Raw genomic sequence first — 24,189 nt, 5'->3', positions numbered from 1 at the left:
GTTGGCGCAATCCGATTTGGCTTTTCATTGTTATCTCCTGACTCACCGTTACTGCTCAACGAGGTTAGCAATGGAAACAACAATAACAAACCTGAACCCCACCATAGTGGTCGCCGCCATCTTCTTTGGCTTCATCGCCCTGGAGCTGGTGCTCGGTCGCTTCTTTCAGCCCAAGGGCGAGCGCCGTGACGCCCTGCTGGAAACCATCGGCTCCACGCTGCTGCTGGGCGTGACCGTGCCCGCCATCACCTTTGCATCCGCCGCACTGCTTAGCCATTTTCTGCCACAGTGGAAAGACAGCCTGGCGGGCATACCCTGGATTGCGGGCTTCGCCCTGTTTCTGCTGCTCGATGACATGACCCAGTACTGGTGGCATCGTCTGGCACACCGCGTGCCATGGCTGTATGACCTGCACCGTGCGCACCACTCGGCCAAGTACATGAGTATCCGCATCGTGTATCGCAACAACAGTTTCTATTACCTGCTGATGCCCGGTATCTGGCTGTCCGGCATGCTGATTTACATGGGCTTGGCGCATGTGTATTTCGTCTATCTGATCATCAAGCTGAGCGTGATTTTCGGGGCCCACAGCAGCGTGCCCTGGGATGCCAAACTGTACAAGATCAAGGCGCTGCACCCTTTGATGTGGCTGGTCGAGCGCACCATCTCCACACCGGCCACCCATTCGGCACACCACGGCCTGAATGCCGATGACGGCGTGACCAACTACAAGGGCAACTTCGGTAACCTGTTATTCTTCTGGGACATACTCTTCGGCACCGCCAAGATCACCCGTCGGCGCCCCACCGAGTACGGCATCGAAAATATCCGCCCGGCGAGCTGGCAGCAGGAGCTGTTCTGGCCGCTGGTCCGCAAGCCGGCGCGCCGTAAAAAGCCTGTCGCGCAAACCACAGAGGCTTCTTCATGAGTTTACGCATCACCCTGATCGCCGGTTCCAACCGCCCGGACGCCCAGAGCAGCAAGGTCGCCCACTACCTGGCTGCGCGCCTGCAAGCCTTGGGAGCCGAGAGCGACATCATCGATCTAGCCGCCGAGCCACTGCCGCTATGGCCCGCGGAAGCAGACAACAATCCCTGGCCCGGCATGGCGGAAAAGCTGCGCGCGTCGCAGGCGGTGGTGGTGATTACACCCGAGTGGCACGGCATGGCCTGCCCGGCGCTGAAGAACCTGTTTCTTTACGCCGGCCGCCGTGAGCTCGCGCACAAGCCAGGGCTACTGGTGGCCGTATCCGGCGGTCAGGGCGGCGCCTACCCGATTGCCGAGATGCGCAGCTCCAGCTACAAGAACTGCCGGCTTTGCTATCTGCCGGAGCATCTGATCGTGCGCCATGTGGAATCGGTGATGGGTGACAGTGAAGGTGGTGAGGATGATCGCCGCATCCGCGCCCGCGCCGACTGGTCCCTGCAACTGCTGTTGGACTATGCCGGCGCGATGCGCGAGCTGCACGAGAAGCATCGCTCGCCACCGCCGGACTTCATGAACGGCATGTAATCAACCGCATCAGCAGGCGTCTGGACTGAGATCCAACCCACTGATGCGCCGCACCGGCGTTTGTACCGCCGCCTCGAATACCCCGGGGCGGCTTTCCAGCAAGGTGAAATGTCGGCTCGCGCGGGTGATTGCGGTGTAGACCAACTCCTTGGTTAGCACCGGGTTGCGCGCCTCGGGCAACACCAGCGCGGCGTGCTCGAACTCCGAGCCCTGGCTCTTGTGCACCGTCATGGCAAATACCGTCTCCACTTCCGGTAGGCGGCTGGGCAGCACAAAGCGCATGCTGCCACTGCCATCGTTGCGCGCAAAGGCCACTCGCAAGGCTTCGGTCTCGGCCTGGCCCGGCACCAGCGCCGGTTCACGAATACGCAGGGCGATGCCAATATCGCCGTTCATCAACCCCAGGCTGTAATCGTTGCGCGTCACCAGCACCGGGCGACCCTCATACCAGAGCTGCTCGCTGCGTAGCAGGCCACGCCGCTGCAGTAGCGCCGCGACTCGTTGATTCACACCTTCCACGCCCCAGTCACCTCTACGTACAGCGCACAGCAACTGGAAGCGTTCGAAGCTTTGCAGCACGGCGCGCGCCCAGGCCTGCCACTGCGGGTCCGCGGCGGGCACCTCGGAATCAGGCCGCTGCTGCGCCAGCACCTGCAGATAGGCAGCGTAACCGGGCAGCCCATCTTCACTGCCCAGCACCAATACGGCGAAGGCCGGATCAGATGGGCCGCTGAGGCGCTGACTGCGAATATCCGCGAAAACACCACGGCTGAGCAGTTCTCGAGCCGGCTCGGCAGCGCAGCGGTTAACAGCACGGGCCAGCTCGCCAATGCCGCTATTAGCGCCAAAGCGGTGGGAGTGTCGCAGCATGGCGGTCTGTTGGGCCAGCGCGTGCCGCTGCGCATCACCGGTCTGCAAGGCAGCTTGTGCCAACGACTGGCCACTGACCTGCTCCAGCCAGTCGCGGGTTTGCTCGCTGTAATACCCGGCATCCGCGTCACGGCAAAGATCGCCCAACACCGCACCGGCCTCGACCGAGGCCAACTGGTCCTTGTCGCCCAGCAGAATCAGTCGCGCACCCGGCGGCAACGCTGCCAGCACGCAGGCCATCATCTCCAGATCAATCATCGAGGCTTCATCCACCACCAGCACATCCAGCGCCAGCGGGTTGCCTGCATGATGTCGGAAGTGCCGGCTATCCGGCAGACTGCCGAGCAGCCGGTGCAGGGTGCCTACCTCGGTCGGGATCGCATCGCGCACCGACGGGTCGACCGGCAGGCGGCCAACCTGTTTACCGATGGATTCAGTCAAGCGCGCGGCCGCCTTGCCGGTGGGCGCCGCCAGGCGGATACGCAGCGGCTGGCCCTGCTCGACCGCCGGCGCCTGCAACAGCGCCAGCAACCGCACCACCGTAGTGGTTTTGCCCGTGCCGGGGCCGCCGGTAATGATGCTGAAGCGCCCGCGCGCGGCCAGCGCGCAGGCAATGCGCTGCCAATCGGGTTGCTGCTGACTATCGGCAAACAACGCCTGCAAGCGGGCGGGCAGATCGTCCGCCACCGACATGGGCTGCAAGCGCTCGCGCAGGCCGGCCACGACCTGGCGCTCGTATTGCCAATAGCGGCGCAGGTACAGCCGTTGGCCAATCAAGACCAGCGGCCGGCTTCCGCTCTGTGCGCTGCCTTGGGCATCCACCACGCCGCTCTGCGCCAGCTCTGCCTGCCACTGCTCAAAGCTCATACCCGCCAGCAGTTGCGATGGCAGCAGGGTGCTGCCGGCACTCTCCCCTTCCGGCGGCAGCGACAGCGCGAAGTCCGGCGCCTGCAAGGTGGCCGGCAAATCCAGACAAACATGGCCGTGGCCAAGCTGATGGCTGACCAGCGCGGCGGCCAGCAGCACGCCCGCCGGGGTATCGGACACCTGCTCCAGCAGAAACTGGGCCAGTGCGATGTCCAGCGCGCGCAGCCAGCCGTTGGCCTGCCATTGCCCGAGCAGCTCCAGCAGCGCGCTGCTGTCACTCAAGGGATCAGTGGCAATGTCAGTAACAATCTCGCCGCCAGTGTCTTTGATCGGCTCGGCAGCGGGCTCGCCGAGCAGGTCGAGCTGATCTTCGATCATGCGCTGACCTCCGTTAGCGGCTGGCCGGCGAACAGTCGGTCCAGCGTTTCTATCAATTGGCGTGGTGGGCGATCCTGCCAGAGCCCGCCAGTGCTTGATTCTATCCCCCGCACAAACCAGTAGAGCGCGCCGCCTATGTGCCGGTCGTAGTCGTAATCCGGCAGGCGAGCGCGCAGTTGGCGGTGCAGCGCCAGAATATAAAACACGTATTGCAGGTCGTAGCGGTGCTCCGCCATCGCCGTGGTCATGGCCGCGTCGCTGTAATCCGCCGGCCCCTGTCCCAGCCAGTTGGACTTGTAATCCAACACGTAGTAACGCCCGTCATGCTCGAACACCAGATCGATAAATCCCTTGAACAGGCCGTTCAGTCGGTCCCGTTGCAAAGGTGCTCGCGCGACGCCATGCAGCGTATGCGCGCAGACCAGTTGATCAATCTGCTGCACATCCACGTGGGCCGCGCTGAACATGAACTCCATCTCGCTCTGATACTGCCCGCGCTGCAGCGCAGCCATGGTCAGCTCGGTCTCTGGCACCAGCCCAGGGCGACGCAGCAAGCTGCTCAGCCATTCGCTCAGACAGGGCGCCCAATCCCCCCAGCCACGACGCTGACAGCGCGGATAAAGCCAATCCAGTGCCTGCGCCGGCTCGGCCAAGGCGGCAAAGCCCTCCGCCGCGGCCAACTCCAGCAGACCGTGAATGAAGGTGCCCGGTTGCGGGCCGCGCGGGAAGCGATGAATAGAGTGCAACTCGCCCTTGCGCAGCGGTACAAACCGCGACTGGCGCTCATCATCGGTCATGCGCTCGGCCAGCGGACTGTCTACCGGCAGCGCCGGTTGCTCGTTGCTGATGGTCAGGGCGCTGTAGGAGCCAATCCACCAGGACGCAAAACGTTTGTGAGTGGGCGTACGCGCACTGAGTTCGGCGCTCTGCGCCAGCAGCGGCTGATAGCACTGGCGAGCGATTTCTGGCGCCGGCGCAACGCTCAGCACCTGACCATCGGGTTGCCAGGCCTGCAGCCAGCCGACCAAAGCCTCACTGGCCGGCAAGGGCTCACCACCGGCCAGCAGGTAGGCGATGGCGCTATGGTGCAGTACCGAGGCCTTGCTCTGACCGCTCTTGAGGTCCGCCAGCCCCAGCCAGCAGGCATGCCGGGCGCGGGTCAGCGCCACATAGAGCAGGCGCAGATCTTCACCCAGGCGCTCCTGGTCAGCGCGTCGCAGCGTCGCTTCATCCGGCTCCAGCTCCAGCCGTGAGCGTTCGCCATCGTGCACCCGCACCGGCTCGCCCTTTTTCGCTGGCCGGCTGTGACTGATAAAGGGCAGAAACACCAGCGGGTATTCGAGGCCCTTGGATTTGTGGATGGTCACCACCTTGACCAGCTCGGCGTCGCTTTCCAGGCGTAATACCTGGTCCTCGCCGGCGCCCTCGCCCGCCTGCTGGATCAGCTCGCGCAGGTGGCGAATCAGCGCCTGCTCGCCGTCCAGCTCGCGCGCGGCGCGTTGCAGCAACTCGGCCAGGTGCAGCAGATTGGTGAGGCTGCGCTCGCCGTCGCTCTGCAACAGCAGGCGCGCGGGCAACTGAAAGTCGTGCAGCAAACGGTGCAGCATTGGCAGCACGCCCTGGCGCTGCCACCGGCGGCGGAAGTCGCGGAACTGATCCACGCGCTGCTCCCACAGCCGCTCGTCCTGATTGAGCAGCTCCAGCTCGGCCCAACTCAGGCCCAGCGTGGTGCTGGCCAGGGCCGCGCGCAGCAGGCGGTCATTGCCAGGTTCGGCGCAGGCGCACAACCAGCGCAGCAGATCCTGCGCCTGCTGGGTATTGAGCACCGAGTCCTTATCGGACAGGTAAACACTGCGCACCCCACGGGCAGCCAGTGCCTGCCGAATGGCCTGTGCCTCACGCCCGGTACGCACCAGCACCGCCATGTCGGCCGGGCGCACCGGCTGCAGGCCGCGATCGGGATGCGCAAAGCCCGCATCGCCGCGCTGCCCGGCCAGCAGTATCTCGGTCATGGCACTGGCACAGCGCTCGGCCATTTGCTGACGATAGACCTCGCCACTCAACGGCACCTCGCTGGGCAGGTACCAGGCAGTCAGGGCCGCTGCGGGCTGGCCGGCCATGCTCCAGACCTCCTTGCGCCCGCGCGCCCGCACCGGTAGAAACGGCAGCGGATTATCAGCACCCTGGCGAAACAGAAAGGCCGCGCGCGGGAATTGCGCTTCGGCGTGCTCAAACACCCGGTTGACCGCCGAGACCATGGCTTCGCTGGAGCGGAAGTTGGTGTCCAAGTTTTCATGCCGGCCGACGGTGGCGGCGCGCGCACTCAGGTAGGTGAAAATGTCGGCACCGCGAAAGGCGTAGATCGCCTGCTTGGGGTCGCCGATCAGCAGTAGCGCACTGTCCTGGTCGTTGCTTTGCACGCGGTAGATACGATCAAAAATCCGGTACTGCAGCGGATCGGTATCCTGAAACTCGTCGATCATCGCGACTGGAAACTGCTGGCGAATTACCTGCGCCAGGCGCTCGCCGTTGTCGCCCTGCAGCGCGGCGTCCAGACGGGTGAGCATGTCATCGAAGCCCATTTGCGCGCGGCGACGCTTCTCAGACTCAAAGCGCTGTTTGATCCAGAGGGCGGCGTGCCGCAGCGCCACCTGCTCCGGCCCGCGAATGGCCGCGAGTTCGGTCGGCAGCCCAACCATGGCATCCAGCGCCGGATGCTGGGGTGGCGAGCCCGCTTTCCATATCTCGGTAAGCCCGTCCGGCGTCAGCCGTTCGAAGCCTTTGCCAATATCGAGTTTGAGCTGATCGTCATCAGCTGCCCAGCTGCGCAACTTGTCCAGCCAGCCCGCCAGATGACCACGGTTCATTTTCGTGCCGTTGAACGCCTTGGCCTCACGCGCCTGCTCCAGCAGCGCCTCCAGCTCATTCACCCAGCCAAGCCAGGGCGCCTTGAGCGCTGCCAGTTGCTGGGCAGCCTGTTGCAGGCCGCTGTCGATCAGGGCCTGCAAACCCTGATCTGCCGCCGGCAAGGGCTGGTCGAGCAATACCCGCACCTTGGCCAACAACGCATCGGGCTGCTGCCAGCAGCTATCGACCCAGTGCAACGCATCGGCTTGCAGGTAATAGCAGTGCAGCCGCCAGTAATCGCGCGCTACCTCAGCCAGCAGTTCCCGCTGGTCGGTTTCCAGGGTCTGGGTGAACAGACTGCCGCTGTCGAAGGCGTGCTCGCGCAGCATGCGCTGACACCAGCTGTGAATGGTCGAGACGGCCGCCTGGTCCATCCACTGCGCGGCAATATCCAGCTTGCGCGCACAGCTCGGCCACTGCGCCACGTCAGTATCGGCAATCAGCTGCGCCAGAATCGGGTCCGGCTCAGCCAGCTCGCCACGAAACGCCTGCGCTGCCTCCACCAGACGTGCCCGGATGCGGTCGCGCAGCTCCTGGGTGGCGGCATCGGTAAAGGTGACCACAAGAATGTCTGGCGGCAGCAGTTCGCGGCCAAAGGCGCTGTGCTCATCGCCGTGCCCCAGTACCAGGCGCAGATAAAGTGCCGAAATGGTAAAGGTCTTGCCAGTCCCGGCACTGGCTTCAATAAGCCGGCTGCCGCGTAGCGGACAGCGCAGCGCCAGGGGCAATTGCGGGGTGATTGCATTCATTGCGCCAACTCCCCGGCTGGGCGAAATTCCAGCCAGCCATCCACACAGGCGTTCAATAGCGGTTGATACAGCGCCTCGGCCCAACCGGCAAACTCCTCGCTCTCGGTCAGGCTGGCAAAGTCGGGATAGCTGCGCTGCAGCGCCACGCTCTTGTCGCGCTCGCCGAGTGAGTAGCTTGAGCCTTCATAACAGCTGCGAGCCTTGTCCAGCGCCTTGTCTTCATCGGTTTCAAGCAGGTAGGCAAAGGCGGTCTCCACGGCTACCGGCAACGGCCGGCAGAGCCCCTGCTGCCAGCCCAGCAACCAATCGCGCAAGATGGCCACGGCGCGCGATTGCTCCAGCGGCAACAGCTGGATATTGGCATCGGCAGTGACCAGACAGGTGGTCAGTTGGTGGCCGCTGGCGGCGGCCAGCAAATGCAGGCTGAGCTCGTTGAGCAACTTGCGCCAGCGCGGCGCCTTGCCCTTGGCATCCAGCGCGTTGCCGGTCAGCAACTGCAGGCGCATCAGGCCGCCCAGCTCGGTCGATGACCGTACGCCCGCCAGCCAACTGACCACGGCGATACCGGGCGCGCTGGCCTCCAGTGCCAGCGGGTGAGCCAACACCTGATCCCAGAGCAGGGCCTGCTGGCGATACCGCTGAAGCTGATCTTGCAGGGGCTCGAGCAATTGCTCGCGCAGCAGATCACCGAAGCCGGCCAGCGGCAGCGCGCCGCGCTGTTGCATGCGGGCGGCTTCTTGGATCAGCAGTGCGTCCCAGTCGGCATCCACCGGCGCCTGCTGCACACGCTCCAGCAACCATTGGCTGAGCTGGTGCCGCTGCAAGCCGTCGAGCGCGAAGGGTTCATCATCCTCGGCGCTGCTGTGTTGCTCCTGTAGCCAGACCTTCAGCCGGGTACTGAAGAAGTGCTCAACCGGGTGGCGCAGAAAGCGCTGCAACGCGGCCAGCTCTATGGGGGCCTCCAGTGGCTGCGCCGCGAGCGGTGTGTTCTGCTGTGCAAACTGTGTGGCGTCGTGCAATGCGCGCCATTCGCTGGCATAGCTGAACAACGTCGAGTCGGCATCAAAATAGCTGCGACTGAAGGGTTGTAATGGGTGCTCGGTGGTCAGCGCCGCCAACAGGTCACGGCCATCGGCCATTTGCCATCCCGCCGCCAGGTGGTCACGCAATTGGCCGATCAATACCGAGGGCGGTCGCGCGCTGTTGTCGCGAATGCTGCGCCCTACCCAGCTGATATAGAGGCTATCGCGGGCCGACAATAGCGCCTCAAGCAGCAGGTAGCGGTCGTCTTCGCGGCGCGAGCGATCGCCGGGGCGATAGTCGCGGCCCATCAGATCGAAGTCGAGCGGCGGCTGCGCACGCGGGTAGTCGCCATCGTTCATACCTAGCAGGCAGATATGCCGGAACGGGATGGCGCGCATGGGCATCAGCGTGCACACATTTACCGCACCGGCCAGAAAACGTTGGCTGAGCTGCGACTGGCCGGCGCCGTCCAGCCAGGCTTCGGCCACCACATTGAGTGGTAAGGGGGTGTCGAGTGCGACCCGGTCACAGAGCTCCAACCAGTTGGCCAGACTCTCCTGCAGCTGCGCCAACAGCAACTGGTCGCGCTCGGTATCGGCGCTGAAAAAATCTGCCAGCAATTGACGCAGACGCTCACCCCAGACCGCGGGGGCGGCGGGTTCACGCAACTGCTGTTCGTGGCGATCGAGTTGCTGCAGCAGTTGGCTGAGCGGGCCGATCAGCGCCGCATCCAGGCCACCAATTTCATCAAAGGGTTCTATTTCCTGCCAGGCGCCAGCGCTGCCCCCGGCATAGCCGAGCAACATGCGGCGCAGGCCGAAGCGCCAGCTGTTGGCCTCCAGTCCAGCGGGCAGGCCCAGCGCCTCGCGCCGCTGCTGGTCCAGCCCCCAGCGCACCCCAGCACCCTCTATCCAGCGGTGCAGCGTGGGCAGCTCCGCCTCACTCAGCGCAAAACGGTTGCGCAGCGCGGGCACATCGAGCAGATCAAACACTTCGCTCACCGGTAGCCGGCTATCGGGCAGGCGCAGCAGGTGCTCCAGCGCAATCAGCAGCGGCTCCTGGCCGCGCTGGCCCTGATCGGCCAGGGTATAGGGAAGGGCGCGCGGATCATCCGCACTGTACTGCCCGAACACCGCCTGAATGTGCGGTGCATAGGTATTCACGTCCGGCACCATTACGATAATGTCGCGCGGTTTCAGCGTGGCATCCTTGGCAAAGGCGGCCAGCAACTGGTCATGCAGAATTTCAACCTCGCGCTGCGGGCTGTGGGCAATGTGAAAGCATAGCGAGTGCTCCTCTGCGGCCTGCAGCGGCGGCCATTGCTCGCGGGTTTCCGCCAGCGGGCGCAGCTCGAGAATATCGCTCTGCAGCTGCGCCAGCAGGCTGCTCGCCGGCGGTGCTTCAAACAGATCCACCCGGCCGCCGTTGAGGTCGGCAAAGCGCGCTTCATAGGCCGCGCGCTCGTCGTGCTGATCCAGCAGGTTGATGTAGTCACGCCCTTGCTTGCCCCAGGCCGCGAGTAACGGATGGGCGTGCTGGTGCAGGCTGCTGTCATCCAGCGCAACCGGCGTACCGGGTTTGCGCTGCTGGCGGCGATACTGGTGCCGCAGCAGATCCTGATCGGCGACGATATCGCCCCAGTGAAACTGGCAGGGGTTGAGTACGCCCAACAGTACCTGACTGAATCGTCCGATCACTGCCAGCGCCTCCAGCGTCTGTGCCGGCAGAGAGGAAATACCGAATACGATGACTCGACGCGGCAGCGCCGCCGGGCGCTGCTCGGCGTTCAGCAGGTGCTCGACAAAGCGCGGGTGAATGCCGGCGCGGCTGTCGCTCAAGTGCTCGATACCCACATCGACCAATACCGCACGCCAGAGCGCCGGTTGCCACAGCTCTTCCTCTGCCAGTGGGCGATAGCCTTCCCGTGCCAGGCCGATGCGATCCTGCCCAGCGGCCCAGTCATTCAACCAGTCCGCGCGGTACACCTGATACTGGTCGAACAGATCGGCCAGGCGCTCGGCCAATTGGTAGCGCTTGCGGCAGTCGCTATCGTCGGCAAGAAAGCGCTGCAGCGGCGCGAAAGCTGGCTGCCCCAGCAGCTCCGGCAACAGGCGCATGAGCCGCCAAAGCAGTGGTTGCTTGTCGAGTGGCGACTGCTCCGGCACAGTTTCTCGCCCTAGCACACCGCGGTAGCTGTCCCACAGAAAGCGCGCCGGCAGCTGCACATCCAATGCGGCGGCGATGCCGCTACCGCCCTGCTCAGGGTCTGCCGCCAGGGCCATTTGCAGCCACTGCGCGATACCGTTGCTCTGCACCAGTATCACCTCGTTCTCCAGCGGCGCGAGCGGATGCGTGCGCATCCAGTCCACCACCAGCTGACGCAGGGTCTCCAGGCGGTTGCCATGAATGATCATCAAGCCGGGCGAGAGGGTGTCGGCGTGCTGCATTTAGGCTCCGTGGGCGTTAAACAAGATGGGCATTCTGGCACAGACCTGCGACAAAGCCAGTCGCAGGCGCGCCGCTACAGCTTATACCTGACTGCCCAGATAGCGCCGCTCCCAGGGTGTGATCTCGTCCATGAAACTCTCCAGCTCCATACGCTTGCTGGCCAGGTAACCGTCGATGAACTCGGCGCCAAACAATTCACGGGCAATGGCGCTGCGGTCCAACCGCTGGATAGCGTCGTGCAGGGTCCCCGGCAGCACCAGTTCATCCGGCGCGCTGAACTGGCCCTGCACCGGCGCGCCGGGCTCACAGCGATTGTCGATACCGTACAATCCCGCCGCCAGCGAGGCCGCCACGGCCAGATAGGGGTTGGCATCGGCGCCCGGCAGGCGGTTTTCCACCCGGCGCGCGACCGGCTCGCTGGCCGGAATACGCAGCCCGGCGGCGCGGTTATCGTGCGACCAGCAGAGGTTGTTGGGCGAGGCGTAGGCGTGGCAGAAACGCTGATAGGAGTTCACATGGGGTGCCATCAGCAGCGTCAACTCGGCCATGCAGTGCTGCAGACCGCCAATGAAATGCTCGAAGGCAGCGGTGGGCGCCTGCGTCGCCGCGTCGGTGAATATATTCTGCCCGCTGCCCTGATCCACAACGCTCTGGTGAATGTGCATCGAGCAGCCGGGTACGCGCGCCAGGGGCTTGGCCATGCACACGGCGATCAGACCGTGCTTGAGCGCCACCTCGTGCAGCATGTGCTTGAACAGAAAGGTCTGGTCGGCGATCAGTACCGGATCGCCATGCACAAAGTTGATCTCGAACTGGCTGACGCCCATCTCATGCATGAAGGTGTCACGCGGGATGCCCAGGGCCGCCATGCCCGCGCTGATCTCGTCGAAGAAGGGTTTGAGACCGTTACTGGTACTGACGCTGAAGGCGCCAGCACCCACTTCGCGGCGGCCGTCCAGCCCGACCGGCGGCTGAAACGCCTGGGTATCGTCGCGATTGGGCTCGAACAGAAAGAACTCCAGCTCGGTGGCGACCACCGGCGTCCAGCCGCGCTCGGCATACTGGTGAATCACCTTGCGCAACAACGCTCGGGTCGAGAGGCCCGACAGCTGTCCATCCAGCTCCACAGCCTCGCAGATCGCCAGCGCGCGGGTCTGGTCCAGCCAGGGCAGCACGTGTGTTTGGTCAGGGTCGGGGGAAAGCACCAGATCACCATCGTCGTGACCATAGAACTCGGCTTCAGGATAGCCGCCCATGATGCACTGCAGCAGCACGCCGCGCGCCAGCTGCAAGCGCCGTTCGCTGAGAAAACCCTCCACCGTCATGACCTTGCCACGCGGCACCCCGTTCAGATCCGGGGTAACACATTCGATATCGGCCACACCCGCCAACCGCTCGGACATGGGGACTGCAGATAGGGGGGACGTCATGGCGCTACTACCTTTGCTGGCCGGTTTGCCGAAAATGGCGTTGCCGGATCATACCTCATCCGCCTGAACGGAAACCAATACGGGCGGCGGGCCTGCTTCAGGTCCAACGCGGCAGGCGGCAAATGATTCCCCTTGCACAATGAACGAACATTCATTCATTATTGCTGTATGGCATCTCCCCAAACACCATAACGACAATAAAAAGGTAACCCCATGAAATCAGTTGTCTGTCGCGCAAGGCTCAGCCTTGGCCTACTCGCACTACTGCTGTCCGGCTGCTTGAGCAGCGGCGGCGGTAGCGATTCATCCGATACCCCTGCACCACCTCCGCCTGCCGCCGAGACCCGCGAAAACACCCTCTACCTGCGAGCGGCTGCCATCGGCGTCGCTGATCTGGAGGCTGCTATCAAGGTCTATACCGAAGGCCTGGGCATGCGTGAAATCGACCGTCTGACCCGCGATGACCGCATCGAGGTGGTGCTGGAGTCTGCCGACAAACGCGGCTCCAACGTGGTGTTGATGAGTTACACCGACGGCGTAGGCCGCAACACCCAGCAGAACCCGGGCAAGCTGGTGTTCTACGCAAAAGACCCCGCCGCCTTTGCCGCGCGTTTCGCCCTGGCTGGCGGACGCATCACCGTACCGCCAGCCCCACAGGCTAGTGTTGGCGGCATTGTGGTGGGCTTTGGTCGCGACCAGGACAACAACCTGATCGAAATCACCGGCAGCGACGACGCTACCGATTCCTACTTCAGCGCATTCGGCATTGGTGTTTCCGACCTGGAATCGGCGCGCGATTTCTACGTTGATACGCTGGGCTTCGAAGAGAGCCAGTTTCTGCAGATTCCCGGCCAGTACGATGAGTACATCCTCACCTCGCCGGTCCCCGGCAGCTCCGCCCTGGTGCTGATGCACTGGACCAGCGCCACGCCGCGCAACTACACCGACAACCCAGTGAAGCTGGAGCTGGCTGCCGCCCAACCGCAACGCCTGAGTGATGCCATCAGCGAGGCCGGCGAGAGCGTCAGCCAACCCCCGGCGCCCTCAACCGAGGGCGACCTGAATAGCGCCCTGGTAGGCTATGCCAGCGATGCCGACGGCACCCTGCTGGAAATTCGGCAATCGATCCGCGCGTACCTGAGCGGCGCTGCCATCGGCGTCAGCGATCTGGAGGCGGCACTGACCTTCTATCAGGACGGGCTGGGCATGCGCGAAGTGGCGCGTCGCAGCCGCGACGACCGTGACGAAGTGGTACTGGAGTCGGCTGACGGCCGCGGCTCGCAAGTGATCCTCATGGGCTTTACCGATGGGGTTACCCGCAACTACCGGCAGAATCCGGGCAAGCTGGTGTTCTACGCCAAAGACGCCAATGTCTTTGCGCAGGACATTCGCGATGCCGGCGGCGTGGTACTTGTTGAGCCGGTTGACCAGGGCCCTGCGCTGGGCAACGCGATAGTCGGCTTTGGCCGCGACCTGGATAACAACCTGATCGAGATCGTCGGCGACAGCGCCGCTACAGAATCCTACTTTGGCGCCTTCGGCATCGGCGTCAGTGACCTTGCTGCCGCCAAAGCCTTCTACGCCGACACCTTAGGCTTCAAGGTCTCGCTGTTTCTGCCCATTCCCGGCCAGTACAACGAGTACATTCTGCAAGGCTACGGCGGTTCAGCGCTGGTGCTGATGAACTGGACCAACGGCACGCCGCGCAACTACACCGACAACCCAGTGAAGCTGGAGATCGCCAGCGCCTCACCCGAGGCCTTTATCGAGACTATCGATGAAGCCGGCAAGCGCGTAGTGCAGGAGCCAGAGCTTTCAGAGGAACCCGGACGCGAGGGTGAACTGGTGGGCTACGCCAAGGATGCTGACGGTACTCTGCTGAAAGTACTACTTGCGCCCTGGGGGCAACCAACAGACACGCCCTGAAGCGCGAAACTAAAAAGGCCAGCTGAGAAGCTGGCCTTTTTATTACCGCTAACCGCACTTGGAACCCGCTGTCAGAAGCTCAGTGCGCGGTCGCCCTGCTCGTCCTTGATGCGGGTCGGCAGCCCCATGTCGTTCAGCAGGTTGATGAAGGGTTTGGCGTCCAGCTCTTCCACATTGACCATCTTCTGTACATCCCAGACGCCATTGGCGATCAGGATCGCTGCCGCGACTGGCGGTACACCGGCGGTGTAGGAGATGCCCTGGCTACCCACTTCGGCATAGGCCTCCGCATGATCGGCCACGTTGTAGATGAACACTTCCTTGTCCTTGCCGTCCTTTTTGCCCTTGACCAGATCACCGATGCAGGTCTTGCCGCTGTAATCCGGGGCCAGCGAAGAAGGATCGGGCAGCACGGCCTTCACCACCTTGAGCGGCACTACTTCCAGCCCTTCGGCGGTGGTGACCGGTTGTTCGGACAGCAGGCCCAGGTTCTTCAACACGGTAAAGACGTTGATGTAATGCTCGCCAAAGCCCATCCAGAAGCGCACATTCGGCACCTTCAAATTCTGCGACAGCGAGTGCACTTCATCGTGGCCGGTCATGTAGCTGGTCTGCATGCCGACCACCGGCAGATCGTCGGTGCGCTTGACCTCGAACATCTGGTTGCTGGTCCACTGACTGTTCTGCCAGGACCAGACCTGACCGGTAAACTCGCGGAAGTTGATTTCCGGATCGAAGTTGGTGGCAAAGTACTTCCCGTGGCTGCCGGCATTGATATCGATGATGTCGATCGCGTCCACGCTGTCGAAGTATTCATTGACCGCGATGCTGGCATAGGCGTTGACCACACCTGGGTCAAAGCCGATCCCCAGAATGGCGGTAATGCCGTTCTGCTCGCAGAGTTCACGGCGCTTCCACTCGTAGTTGGCATACCACGGCGGGGTTTCGCAGATCTTGGCCGGATCTTCGTGGATGGCGGTATCCAGATACGCAGCGCCGGTTTCGATACACGCCTGCAGCACCGACATATTGACGAACGCGGAGCCTACGTTGATGACCATTTGCGACCGGGTCTTGGCGATCAACGCCTTGGTGGCCTCCACATCCAGCGCATCCAGCGCGTGGGCCTGCAGCGCACCGGCCGCTTTCAAGCTGCCCTTCTCGCGCACGCTGTCGACCAGTGCCTGGCACTTTTCGAGGGTCCGTGAGGCAATATGAATATCGCCCAGCACATCGTTGTGCTGCGCACATTTGTGCGCAACCACCTGGGCTACGCCGCCGGCACCAATAATCAGAACGTTCTTTTTCATCACTCTTCCTCGCAACGCCTCCTTGGATAAAGGCTGGGGTTGTGGCCTCAGGAGAGGCTTTCTAGGTAATCCTGGAAACCGAACTCACGGACCAGTTGCACTTCACCATCAAGTTGCTTGATTGCAATGGCGGGCATGCTCACGCCGTTGAACCAGTTTTTCTTGACCATGGTGTAACCGGCCGCGTCGATAAAGGAGAGGCGATCGCCAACGTTCAGCTCGCGATCAAACTGGAACTCGCCGAAGATATCGCCGGCGAGACAGGATTTGCCGCACACCATGTACTGGTGCGGGCCGTCGCAGGGTGCCATCTTGGCGTCCTGACGGTAGATCAGCAGGTCCAGCATGTGCGCTTCGATCGAGCTGTCGACCACCGCCAGCTGCTTGCCGTTATAAAGCGTATCGAGCACCGTCACTTCCAGCGAGGTGCTGAGCGTGATGGCGGCTTCGCCTGGCTCCAGATATACCTGCACGCCATACTTCTCGGAGAAAGCCTTGAGTCGCGCGCAGAACTTATCTACCGGGTAATCGTCGCCGGTAAAGTGAATGCCGCCACCCAGGCTGACCCACTCGACCTGCTGCAGCAGGTGACCAAAGCGCTCTTCAATCTGACCGAGCATTTGATCGAACAAGGCAAAGTCGCCGTTCTCGCAGTTGTTGTGGATCATGAAACCGGAAATCAGCGGCAGTACGGCCTCGATCTTGGCCGCATCCCACTCGCCAAGCCGGCTGAAGGGGCGCGACGGGTCCGCAATCAGAAAGTCGGAACTGCTGACGCCGGGGTTGAGCCGCAGGCCGCGCACGGTGCCCGCAGAGGCATCGCTGAAGCGCGTCAGCTGGCTAATGGAGTTGAAGATGATCTTGTCCGAATTGTGCAGGACTTCCTCAATCTCGTCGTCGGCGTATGCCACGCTGTAGGCGTGGGTTTCACCGCCGAACTTGAGGCGCCCCAACTTGACCTCGTTCAGGGAAGAGGAAGTGGTGCCATCCATGTACTCACTCATGAAGTCGAACACGGACCAGGTGGCGAAACACTTGAGGGCCAGCAGGGCCTTGGCTCCGGAGTGTTCACGCACATAGGCGATCCTCTCCATGTTCTGCTTCAACTTGCTCTTGTCGATGAGATAGTACGGCGTCTTGATCAATTCGGTCGTGACCTCCAGCTGGCAAAAGCCCGGGGTATCGGGCGTGGGAAAAGCGCGCGATTATAGTTTAACCAGGCCGCTGCTTCGATAAAAAATTCCCCCGCAGCCGGCCACGCGACGATGCCAAGGGTACACCGGCAATGCTGCAATTTCACTTCAAGGCCCGCGCCAATGCACTACAGGCATCAAAATAACAATAAAAATGCATTAGCCATATCACGCGTCCTCTACCTATAGTTGATACAGCGCCATCCATTGTCCGCTTACAACAAAAGCGCGTCGTCCAATCGACGCCAGCCAATTTCAGGGAGACACCCGATGCGATCACGCACCCTAGTTCACTGTTTGAGCGCGCTGGCTGCCAGCATCAGCCTGAGCAGCTTCGCCGCCCCCAATCCCGCTACCGAAACAACCGCCGCCCATAACAAGGCGGTGCTGCAGCAGTTGCCCTTTGCCGACAAGCAAGCCTTCAGCGACGCCGAGCGCGGTTTTGTCGCCAAACTGCCCGACGGCAAGGTCACCAATGAAGACGGTTCGGTTGCCTGGGACATGAGCGAGTACGACTTCCTCAACAAGGAAGATGCCCCCGCCACAGTAAACCCCAGCCTCTGGCGTCAGGCGCGCCTCAACGCCATCCACGGTCTGTTCAAGGTGACCGATGGCATGTATCAGATTCGCGGTATGGATTTGGCCAACATGACCATCATTGAAGGGAACACCGGGCTGATCATCATCGACCCCCTGCTGTCTCCGTCCACCGCCAAGGCCGGTCTCGACCTTTACTACCAGAACCGTCCCGAGAAGCCTGTTGTTGCGGTGCTGTACACCCACAACCATGTTGACCACTGGGGCGGAGTGAAAGGCGTGCTCGACGAGGCAGACGTCAAGGCCGGCAAGGCGCACGTCTACGCGCCGGCTGGCTTTATGGAGCACGCGGTATCCGAGAACGTGATCGCCGGCCCGGCGATGAGCCGCCGCGCTGCCTACCAGTTTGGTGCCACATTGCCACCGGGCGAGCGCGGGCATGTCGACACCGGCCTAGGCAAGGCGCTATCCAAGGGAGATCGCACCCTGATTGCCCCCACCGATACCGTGCCGGATAACGCTACCTTGACCATCGATGGCATCGAAGTGCAGTTCCAGATGGCCCACGGCACCGAAGCCGAGTCGGAAATGATGATGTATTTCCCCAAGTTCAAGGTATTGGATACCGGCGAAGTCACCAGCCAGCACATGCACAACGTCTACACCATCCGCGGCGCGGCGGTGCGCGACGCCAGTGCCTGGTCGCATTATATCGATGTAGCACTGGAGCGCTTCGGTGACGACACCGACGTACTCATTGGTCAGCACCATTGGCCTGTGTGGGGCGAGGACAAAACCAAGCAGTTTCTGTCGGTGCAACGCGACATGTACAAATACTTGCATGATCAATCGGTACGCATGATCAACAAGGGCTACCTGCCGGGCGATATCGCCGAGCAGCTCAAACTGCCCGAAAGTCTGGATCAACAGTGGTATGCCCGTGGCTACTACGGCACGCTGAGCCACAACGCCAAGGCCATCTATCAGCGCTACATGGGCTGGTACGATGCCAACCCGGCCAACCTCAACCCGCTGCCACCCGAGCAGAACGCAGCCAAAACGGTTGAATACATGGGTGGTGCCGACAAGGTGATCGAGCAGGCGCGTGAAGATTACGCCAACGGCGAATACCGCTGGGTAGCCTCGGTAATGAGTCAGGTGGTCTTTGCCGAACCCGGCAATCAAGCAGCCCGTGAGCTGGGCGCAGATGCCCTGGAACAGCTGGGCTATCAGGCCGAGGCCGGCACCTGGCGCGGCGCGTATCTCACCGGTGCCATGGAGCTGCGCGACGGCTCGACCAAGCCCACGGACGGCTCACTTTCGCCCGACGTACTGCAGGCCCTGGACACCGGCATGTTCTTTGATTTGATGGGAGTGCGCCTGGACGCCGACAAAGCCGCTGGCAAACATCTGGTGATCAACTGGCAGTTAACCGACACCAAGGAAAATTACCGCCTGAATCTGGAGCACTCAACGCTGACCCATCGCGCCAATACCCAGGATGATGCAGCACAAGCCACCGTTGTAATGACGCGTGAAACGCTGAACCAAATCCTGCTGAAACGCACCACCTTCCCGGATGCGGTGAAAGCTGGCCAGATCAAGGTATCGGGCGAGCCTCAAGCCTTCTTCGGGCTGCTGCAGATGCTGGAAGTACCTTCCGGCAGCTTCCCGATCATTGAGCCAATAAAGGATTAAGCCGCCACGGCGTGCTAGGCAGCATAGATAACCCGCCACTCGGCGGGTTATTTGCATCAGGGTTGCTGTAATGAAATCATCAACCGTCCGGTAAAGAATGCTCGTTGCTTGCCAAGGTTGAACAAGCGCGGTGCAAACAGCCAGCTCTGGGTCACGCCCATCAGCTGGGTGTAGATCAACAGTGCCAACTGCTCTGGCGCTTGCGTCTTTGGCACGCTGTCGTTGGCCTGTGCCGCCACTATCAGCTCCTGCAAGGTGCCTATCATGCTGCGCGTCAGTTTGCGCTCACGCTTGAGCGTCGCTGCAACCGCGTCGGTCAGCTCGGTCTTGTTCAACAGGATTTCGAACGACCGCCGAAACCAGGCATCCTCAACCAGCAGCTCCAGCCAGCGCGCAACAAAGCGCTCTATGGTGGCCACTGGCGGTAGATCGGCTTCACGCGCTTGCGCCACCAACTGTTCCAGCGGCTCCTGCGAGTAAGCCAGTACCGCTTGAAACAGGTCGTCCTTGTTCTTGAAGTGCCAGTAGATAGGCCCGCGACTGTAACCGGCCTCGGTGCCAATCATGGCTAATGTGGTATTGGAGTAGCCGTTGCGACTGAACAGCGTCAGCGCGGCTTCAATAATCTTGAGGCGGGTTTTTTCCGCGTCTTCTTTGGTTCTGCGCATGGGTGTTCCAACAGGTGTTGCCGGCAACCTGGCTGCCGGCAACAGTCAGGCCTGATCAGAGAGCGCCATCGGCTGCCATCTGCATGTACTCGGTATCAAAACGCAGTTTGATATTACCGGTATCGCCAAGGGTTTTGTCGTTCGGCAGGCTGATACCGACAAAATCGGCAGAGTCGGCACCTTCACCCAGCAGCCCTTTCTCGAAGGAGAACTGACGCACGCTGTCCATCGCCTCCACCGCCTCAGCACTGCGAATGAACGTCAACGCATCAGCGGGCTGCCAGAACATTTTCATGCCTGCCAACTGCGCTTCATAACCTGCCTGGTCAGTACCCGAGGCTTCACCCAGAGCAGCGCGAGCCTTCTGCCCTGCTTCGCTGTCGGTGCCCATGTCCGCCATCAGTTCAAACCAAGCGCCAACCAGAGCTTTGCCCAGTGCCGGATTGTCTTTCAGGGTCTGGGTGTTGACGATGGTCAGATCCTTGATGTGACCGGGAATCTGGCTGGAGTCGAACACGCGGTTGGCCCCCGGCATGCCGAGCATCTCATCCAGCAACGGATTCCAGGTCACCACGTTCTTCACATCCGGGGTATTGAAAGCGGCCACCAGATCAGCATCGCTGGTATTGACCACAGTGACGTCACTCTCGCTCATACCCACCGAGTCCAGCGCACGGGCCAACAGATAATGCGAAACAGAAAGCTCAACCAGATTGACCTGCTGCCCCTTGAGGTCTTTCAGATCACTACTGCCCTTCATCACGATGCCATCGTTGCCATTGGAATAGTCGCCGACAATCAGCGCCGTGGTATCCACTCCCCCGGCGGCAGGAATCGACAGTGCGTCCATGCTGGTGGCGACTACGCCGTCAAACTGACCGGCGCTGTATTGATTGATGGATTCGACATAATCATTGATCTGCACGATCTCAACTTCGATGCCGTACTTGTCGGCCCACTTTTTCATCAGGCCCGATTCGTCAATGTATTTCCACGGAATCCAGCCGGCGTAGATGCTCCAGGCCAGTTTGAAACTGTCTTTCTCTTGCGCTGAGGCAGCCGGCACCATCGCTGTTGTGGCCGCCAATGCGATCAGTGCCCCGGATACAACCTGCTTGAAACGTCGTGCAAAAGGTACGGACTTTTTCATGGTTCTACTCCAGATGGTTTTAGTTATCACCTTGTTACAGGTAGACAGCAAGAACCGGGCCGCCAGCAGCGGCCCGCTCGGATCAGAAGAACTTGAGATAGCGCTTGAGCTCCCAGTCGGAGACGTGGGTGTGATACTCGGTCCACTCCTGGCGCTTGTAGGCAACAAAGCTGCTGAACATGGCCTCACCGAACACCGCTTTGGATAGCGGATCCGCCTCGAACGCGTCGATGGCTTCACCCAGGTTTTGCGGCAGCATTTCTATATCCATATCGCGGACCTGCTGGTCGGTGTAGTTGTACATGTTCTCGCGGTGCGGTGCGCCCGGATCCATGCCCTCGCGAATGCCTTCCAACCCAGCAGCCAGCATCATGGCTGCGCCAAGATAGGGGTTACAGGCGATGTCCGCCGCACGGCATTCGACCCGCGCGCCCTGGGATGGGATACGCAGCATGTTGGTGCGGTTGTTGTTGCCATAGCAGACGAACACCGGCGCCCAGGTCGAGCCCGACATGCTGCCCTTGCGCACCAGACGCTTGTAGCTGTTGACCGTTGGCGCAATGACCGCACTGATTGCCTTGGCGTGCTTCATGATGCCGGCAATGAAGTGGTAAGCCATCTCGGTCACACCACAACCGTGCGGGTCACTGCCGTTGGCCACGTCGAAAAGATTTTTTCCAGTTTCCCGATCAGCCAATGACATGTTGTAGTGCGCACCACTGCCGGTGCGCGTGGCGGAAGGCTTGGGCATGAAGCTGGCAAAAGCGCCGTGCTTGCGGGCGATCTCGTTGGCCATCAGGCGGAAGAACACCAGCCGGTCAGCCATACCCAGCGCGTCGGTATAGGTGAAATCGGTTTCAAACTGTCCGTTGGCATCTTCATGGTCGAAGGAGTAAACATCCCACCCCATAGCGTTCATTGCTTCGACCAGCTCTCCGATGATGGGCATGTTGTCCATCAATCCGCGCGGGTCATAGCAGGGCTTGGCCAAGGTATCGCGGCCGCTGATGGGCTCGAAAGAACCGTCTTCGCTGTCCTTGAACAGAAAGAACTCGGTCTCGATGCCCAGGTTGAAGGTCAGCCCCAGATCCGCTGCAAGGCTAACCTGCCGCTTGAGAATATTGCGCGAGCAGGCCTCAAAAGGCGCACCGTCCAGATACAGATCACTGGCGAACCAGGCCAGCTCCGGGTTCCACGGGCATACGGTGGCGGTCGCCGCGTCGGGCATGGTCGCCACTTCGTTGTCGCTGATGTCCTGCGGCACGCCATCCAGCGCAGCGCCCGTGTAGAGCTCCGAGCCCTTGATCATGCGGCCGAGGTGTTCCAGCGGTACAAACTTGCCCTTGATGATGCCGTGCAAGTCTACATAACCGCCCAGCGCGTACTTGACGCCCTGGTCCTGCAATCGCTGTTTAAGTTGCTCGGTTGTGGCGTGCTCACTCATGCTGATACTCCGTTGATTCTGACCGCACCCGCTGCGGTAACTGGTACGAATCTTTCATTCAACATACATGCCAGCATGCATGTATACACTGAAGCATCTTTACACTAATACCCGTTGGCAGAACCAAACCGGACAGGCAGATCACGAATTTATGTATGAAACTCAGCGAGTTGCAAAGACGTACCAGGCCGGCGACTTCGGCCTGCAAAGCGGCGAAACGCTGCTTGACGCTCGGCTAAGCTACGTCCAGGTAGGCCGACTGAATCCAGACAAAGACAACCTGGTACTGCTCCCGACGTACTACGGTGGCACACATGAGGGCAATCTGCCCCTGATTGGTGCGGCGAGCGCCCTCGACCCAGAGCGCTATTGCATCCTGATACCAAATCTTCTGGGCAATGGCCGGTCGAGCTCACCGAGCAACGCACATCCAGATCAGCGAAACGCACGCTTTCCCAAAATAAGCCTGTACGACAACGTGCGGCTGCAGCACCAACTGGTGCAAACACATTTTTCCGATGCGGCCATCGCGCTCGTGGCCGGCTGGTCAATGGGCGGCATGCAGGCGTTACAATGGGCAGCTCTCTATCCACAGCAAGTCCATGCGGCCGCCAGCATTTGTGCCACAGCACGCTGTTGGCCGCATAATCAAGTGTTTCTCGAAGGAGTGAAAGCCGCGCTCACCTGCGACCCGGTCTGGAACGAAGGCAACTACACCACACCTCCTGCCGCAGGCCTAAAGGCTTTTGCTCGCGTCTATGCCGGCTGGGCGTATAGCCAGGCGTTTTTCCGCAACGAAACCTATCGGCAGCTCGGCCATCAATCCATTGAAGAGCTACTGCGCTTTTGGGAAGAGGATCACCTGCAGCAGGATGCCAACGACCTGTTATCTATGCTGCACACCTGGCAAACAGCCAACATCAGCTGCAATCCAGTATTCAACGGAGACATGGGCGCCGCTCTTGGCGCAATCCAGGCCCGCTGCCTGATCATGCCTGGCAGTACTGACCTCTACTTCACCAAAGCGGATGCTGAGTGGGAGGCTAACCAGATATCCAACGCCAACTTCACCTTGCTTGAGTCCGAATGGGGGCACTGCGCCGGAGGGCCGGGACGTAACACAAAAGATACTCAGACGATCCATGAGGCGTTAGAACGACTACTGAACGCCCGATGAACCCGATGTGGCGCTTAAACTAAAAAGGGAGGCATATAGCCCCCCCTTTTCAACGATGCAGCATGCTCAAAAGAATCAAAAGCTATAGCGCAGCCCAGCAGACATCAGGTCGACATCGTAATAGTCTGCAACGTCTTGGAAGCGTTCAAATTCAGCAACGATGGTGACGTTTTCAGTCAAGTCATAACCCGCGCCTATTCCCCAGGATAAGACCCACTCCTCTACCGTCTCACTTTCCGCGGCCATGAAAGTGGAACTGAATTCCCCCTCAGTTTCCAGCCGATGGTAGCCAGCCTTGGCGAACAGACTGAAGCTTTCCAGCGGCAAACTGAACACGGCATTCATGCCATACCCATCCGTAGCGAGATCGGTGCGTGCACTGGCAAAGCCATTGGTAGCCCGATAAGCAGCCTCACCCAGGTCGATGTATTCAAACTCAAACGCGACGTACTGATTAAGCTCCAACCCGCCGCCAATTCTCCAGGCGGTATCTTCGGTGTCGAGCGAAGTGCTCACACCCGGAACAACCCCCCAAAAATCATCAAAGTCGCTTTTGGGCACATCTGCATCGGATTGACCCAAACTAGCAAACAAATAGGGCTTGGTTTCTTGAGCCTGTGTAACGGCAGAAATAGATGCCAGACTGAATAGTGTGGCGGTGAACAGCGCTCTTTTGAACATCTTTTTATGTCTCCATGTACCTGCAAACCGCCTTCTTGGCGGCGTTCCTTGCCTTATCGCACTTCTGCGTTGGGCGCTCAGATCATAGAGCAGAATAAAGAAAGCGCGCTAGCCCCCAGCGACCTATATTGCTGGAAGCTGGAAGCTGGAAGCTGGAAGCTGGAAGCTGGAAGCTGGAAGCTGGAAGCTGGAAGCTGGAAGCTGGAAGCTGGAAGCTGGAA

Annotated in this window: 15 protein-coding genes; 5 read left to right on the top strand and 10 right to left on the bottom strand. The window is 61.1% G+C overall.

From position 1 onward, the window contains the following. Positions 1 to 70: 70 nt before the first annotated feature. Entirely contained in the window at positions 71 to 928 is an 858-nt protein-coding gene (locus V7756_RS17355; RefSeq protein ID WP_335611455.1) for a sterol desaturase family protein, read from the top strand. Continuing rightward, on the top strand, positions 925 to 1,512 hold the full coding sequence (locus V7756_RS17350) for an NADPH-dependent FMN reductase (RefSeq protein WP_335611454.1): 588 nt from the start codon (positions 925 to 927) through the stop codon (positions 1,510 to 1,512). The genes V7756_RS17355 and V7756_RS17350 overlap by 4 nt, the downstream gene beginning before the upstream one ends. A gap of 9 nt (positions 1,513 to 1,521) precedes the next feature. Here the strand turns inward: V7756_RS17350 and recD are convergent, their stop codons facing one another. From recD to V7756_RS17330, 4 genes are all read right to left on the bottom strand, one after another. After that, positions 1,522 to 3,627, bottom strand: coding sequence for an exodeoxyribonuclease V subunit alpha (gene recD / locus V7756_RS17345; RefSeq protein WP_335611453.1), 2,106 nt, complete (start codon positions 3,625 to 3,627; stop codon positions 1,522 to 1,524). After that, positions 3,624 to 7,283 (bottom strand): exodeoxyribonuclease V subunit beta, encoded by a 3,660-nt coding sequence (recB, locus tag V7756_RS17340; protein WP_335611452.1) that lies wholly within the window; start codon positions 7,281 to 7,283, stop codon positions 3,624 to 3,626. Before recB ends, recD begins: the two co-directional genes overlap by 4 nt. Beyond that, positions 7,280 to 10,753, bottom strand: a complete 3,474-nt coding sequence (gene recC / locus V7756_RS17335) for an exodeoxyribonuclease V subunit gamma (protein ID WP_335611451.1) — start codon at positions 10,751 to 10,753, stop codon at positions 7,280 to 7,282. The genes recB and recC overlap by 4 nt, the downstream gene beginning before the upstream one ends. A gap of 81 nt (positions 10,754 to 10,834) precedes the next feature. Beyond that, positions 10,835 to 12,184: a glutamine synthetase family protein gene (locus V7756_RS17330; protein ID WP_335611450.1), complete on the bottom strand. Its 1,350-nt coding sequence runs from the start codon at positions 12,182 to 12,184 to the stop codon at positions 10,835 to 10,837. 213 nt (positions 12,185 to 12,397) lie between these two features. Here V7756_RS17330 and V7756_RS17325 point away from each other — a divergent pair, with 213 nt between their 5' ends. Beyond that, positions 12,398 to 14,110: a VOC family protein gene (locus V7756_RS17325; RefSeq protein ID WP_335611449.1), complete on the top strand. Its 1,713-nt coding sequence runs from the start codon at positions 12,398 to 12,400 to the stop codon at positions 14,108 to 14,110. 71 nt (positions 14,111 to 14,181) lie between these two features. Here the strand turns inward: V7756_RS17325 and V7756_RS17320 are convergent, their stop codons facing one another. Further along, positions 14,182 to 15,420 carry a saccharopine dehydrogenase family protein gene (locus tag V7756_RS17320; RefSeq protein WP_335611448.1) on the bottom strand — a complete coding sequence of 413 codons (1,239 nt, stop codon included), beginning with the start codon at positions 15,418 to 15,420 and terminating at the stop codon, positions 14,182 to 14,184. A 47-nt stretch (positions 15,421 to 15,467) separates the two neighbouring features. Then, a complete protein-coding gene (locus tag V7756_RS17315) occupies positions 15,468 to 16,565 on the bottom strand; it encodes a carboxynorspermidine decarboxylase (protein WP_335611447.1) in 1,098 nt (365 codons plus the stop codon). 318 nt (positions 16,566 to 16,883) lie between these two features. Here V7756_RS17315 and V7756_RS17310 point away from each other — a divergent pair, with 318 nt between their 5' ends. Then, a complete protein-coding gene (locus V7756_RS17310; protein WP_335611446.1) occupies positions 16,884 to 18,848 on the top strand; it encodes an alkyl/aryl-sulfatase in 1,965 nt (654 codons plus the stop codon). A 56-nt stretch (positions 18,849 to 18,904) separates the two neighbouring features. Here V7756_RS17310 and V7756_RS17305 read toward each other — a convergent pair whose 3' ends face one another. The 3 genes from V7756_RS17305 to glnT all read right to left on the bottom strand — a co-directional run bounded on the left by V7756_RS17305 (position 18,905) and on the right by glnT (position 22,110). Further along, entirely contained in the window at positions 18,905 to 19,516 is a 612-nt protein-coding gene (locus V7756_RS17305) for a TetR family transcriptional regulator (protein ID WP_335611445.1), read from the bottom strand. Positions 19,517 to 19,571: 55 nt separating this feature from the next. Beyond that, positions 19,572 to 20,585, bottom strand: a complete 1,014-nt coding sequence (locus V7756_RS17300; RefSeq protein WP_335611480.1) for a putative urea ABC transporter substrate-binding protein — start codon at positions 20,583 to 20,585, stop codon at positions 19,572 to 19,574. A gap of 163 nt (positions 20,586 to 20,748) precedes the next feature. Further along, positions 20,749 to 22,110 (bottom strand): type III glutamate--ammonia ligase, encoded by a 1,362-nt coding sequence (glnT, locus tag V7756_RS17295; RefSeq protein WP_335611444.1) that lies wholly within the window; start codon positions 22,108 to 22,110, stop codon positions 20,749 to 20,751. Between the two features lie 79 nt (positions 22,111 to 22,189). Here glnT and V7756_RS17290 point away from each other — a divergent pair, with 79 nt between their 5' ends. Next, a complete protein-coding gene (locus V7756_RS17290; RefSeq protein ID WP_442909022.1) occupies positions 22,190 to 23,287 on the top strand; it encodes an alpha/beta fold hydrolase in 1,098 nt (365 codons plus the stop codon). A gap of 75 nt (positions 23,288 to 23,362) precedes the next feature. Here the strand turns inward: V7756_RS17290 and V7756_RS17285 are convergent, their stop codons facing one another. Next, positions 23,363 to 23,968 carry a porin family protein gene (locus tag V7756_RS17285; protein ID WP_335611443.1) on the bottom strand — a complete coding sequence of 202 codons (606 nt, stop codon included), beginning with the start codon at positions 23,966 to 23,968 and terminating at the stop codon, positions 23,363 to 23,365. Positions 23,969 to 24,189 lie beyond the last annotated feature (221 nt).

It is taken from the genome of Halopseudomonas sp. (assembly GCF_036961105.1).
GTDB lineage: Bacteria > Pseudomonadota > Gammaproteobacteria > Pseudomonadales > Pseudomonadaceae > Halopseudomonas.
This window is presented reverse-complemented; position numbering and strand designations above follow the sequence as displayed.

Excerpts from the sequence above, each read along its gene's own strand:
- V7756_RS17355 (WP_335611455.1), top strand. The coding sequence starts at position 71 with ATGGAAACAACAATAACAAACCTGAACCCCACCATAGTGGTCGCCGCC.
- V7756_RS17350 (WP_335611454.1), top strand. The coding sequence starts at position 925 with ATGAGTTTACGCATCACCCTGATCGCCGGTTCCAACCGCCCGGACGCC.
- recD (WP_335611453.1), bottom strand. The coding sequence starts at position 3,627 with ATGATCGAAGATCAGCTCGACCTGCTCGGCGAGCCCGCTGCCGAGCCG.
- recB (WP_335611452.1), bottom strand. The coding sequence starts at position 7,283 with ATGAATGCAATCACCCCGCAATTGCCCCTGGCGCTGCGCTGTCCGCTA.
- recC (WP_335611451.1), bottom strand. The coding sequence starts at position 10,753 with ATGCAGCACGCCGACACCCTCTCGCCCGGCTTGATGATCATTCATGGC.
- V7756_RS17330 (WP_335611450.1), bottom strand. The coding sequence starts at position 12,184 with ATGACGTCCCCCCTATCTGCAGTCCCCATGTCCGAGCGGTTGGCGGGT.
- V7756_RS17325 (WP_335611449.1), top strand. The coding sequence starts at position 12,398 with ATGAAATCAGTTGTCTGTCGCGCAAGGCTCAGCCTTGGCCTACTCGCA.
- V7756_RS17320 (WP_335611448.1), bottom strand. The coding sequence starts at position 15,420 with ATGAAAAAGAACGTTCTGATTATTGGTGCCGGCGGCGTAGCCCAGGTG.
- V7756_RS17310 (WP_335611446.1), top strand. The coding sequence starts at position 16,884 with ATGCGATCACGCACCCTAGTTCACTGTTTGAGCGCGCTGGCTGCCAGC.
- V7756_RS17305 (WP_335611445.1), bottom strand. The coding sequence starts at position 19,516 with ATGCGCAGAACCAAAGAAGACGCGGAAAAAACCCGCCTCAAGATTATT.
- V7756_RS17300 (WP_335611480.1), bottom strand. The coding sequence starts at position 20,585 with ATGGTGCCGGCTGCCTCAGCGCAAGAGAAAGACAGTTTCAAACTGGCC.
- glnT (WP_335611444.1), bottom strand. The coding sequence starts at position 22,110 with ATGAGTGAGCACGCCACAACCGAGCAACTTAAACAGCGATTGCAGGAC.
- V7756_RS17290 (WP_442909022.1), top strand. The coding sequence starts at position 22,190 with ATGTATACACTGAAGCATCTTTACACTAATACCCGTTGGCAGAACCAA.
- V7756_RS17285 (WP_335611443.1), bottom strand. The coding sequence starts at position 23,968 with ATGTTCAAAAGAGCGCTGTTCACCGCCACACTATTCAGTCTGGCATCT.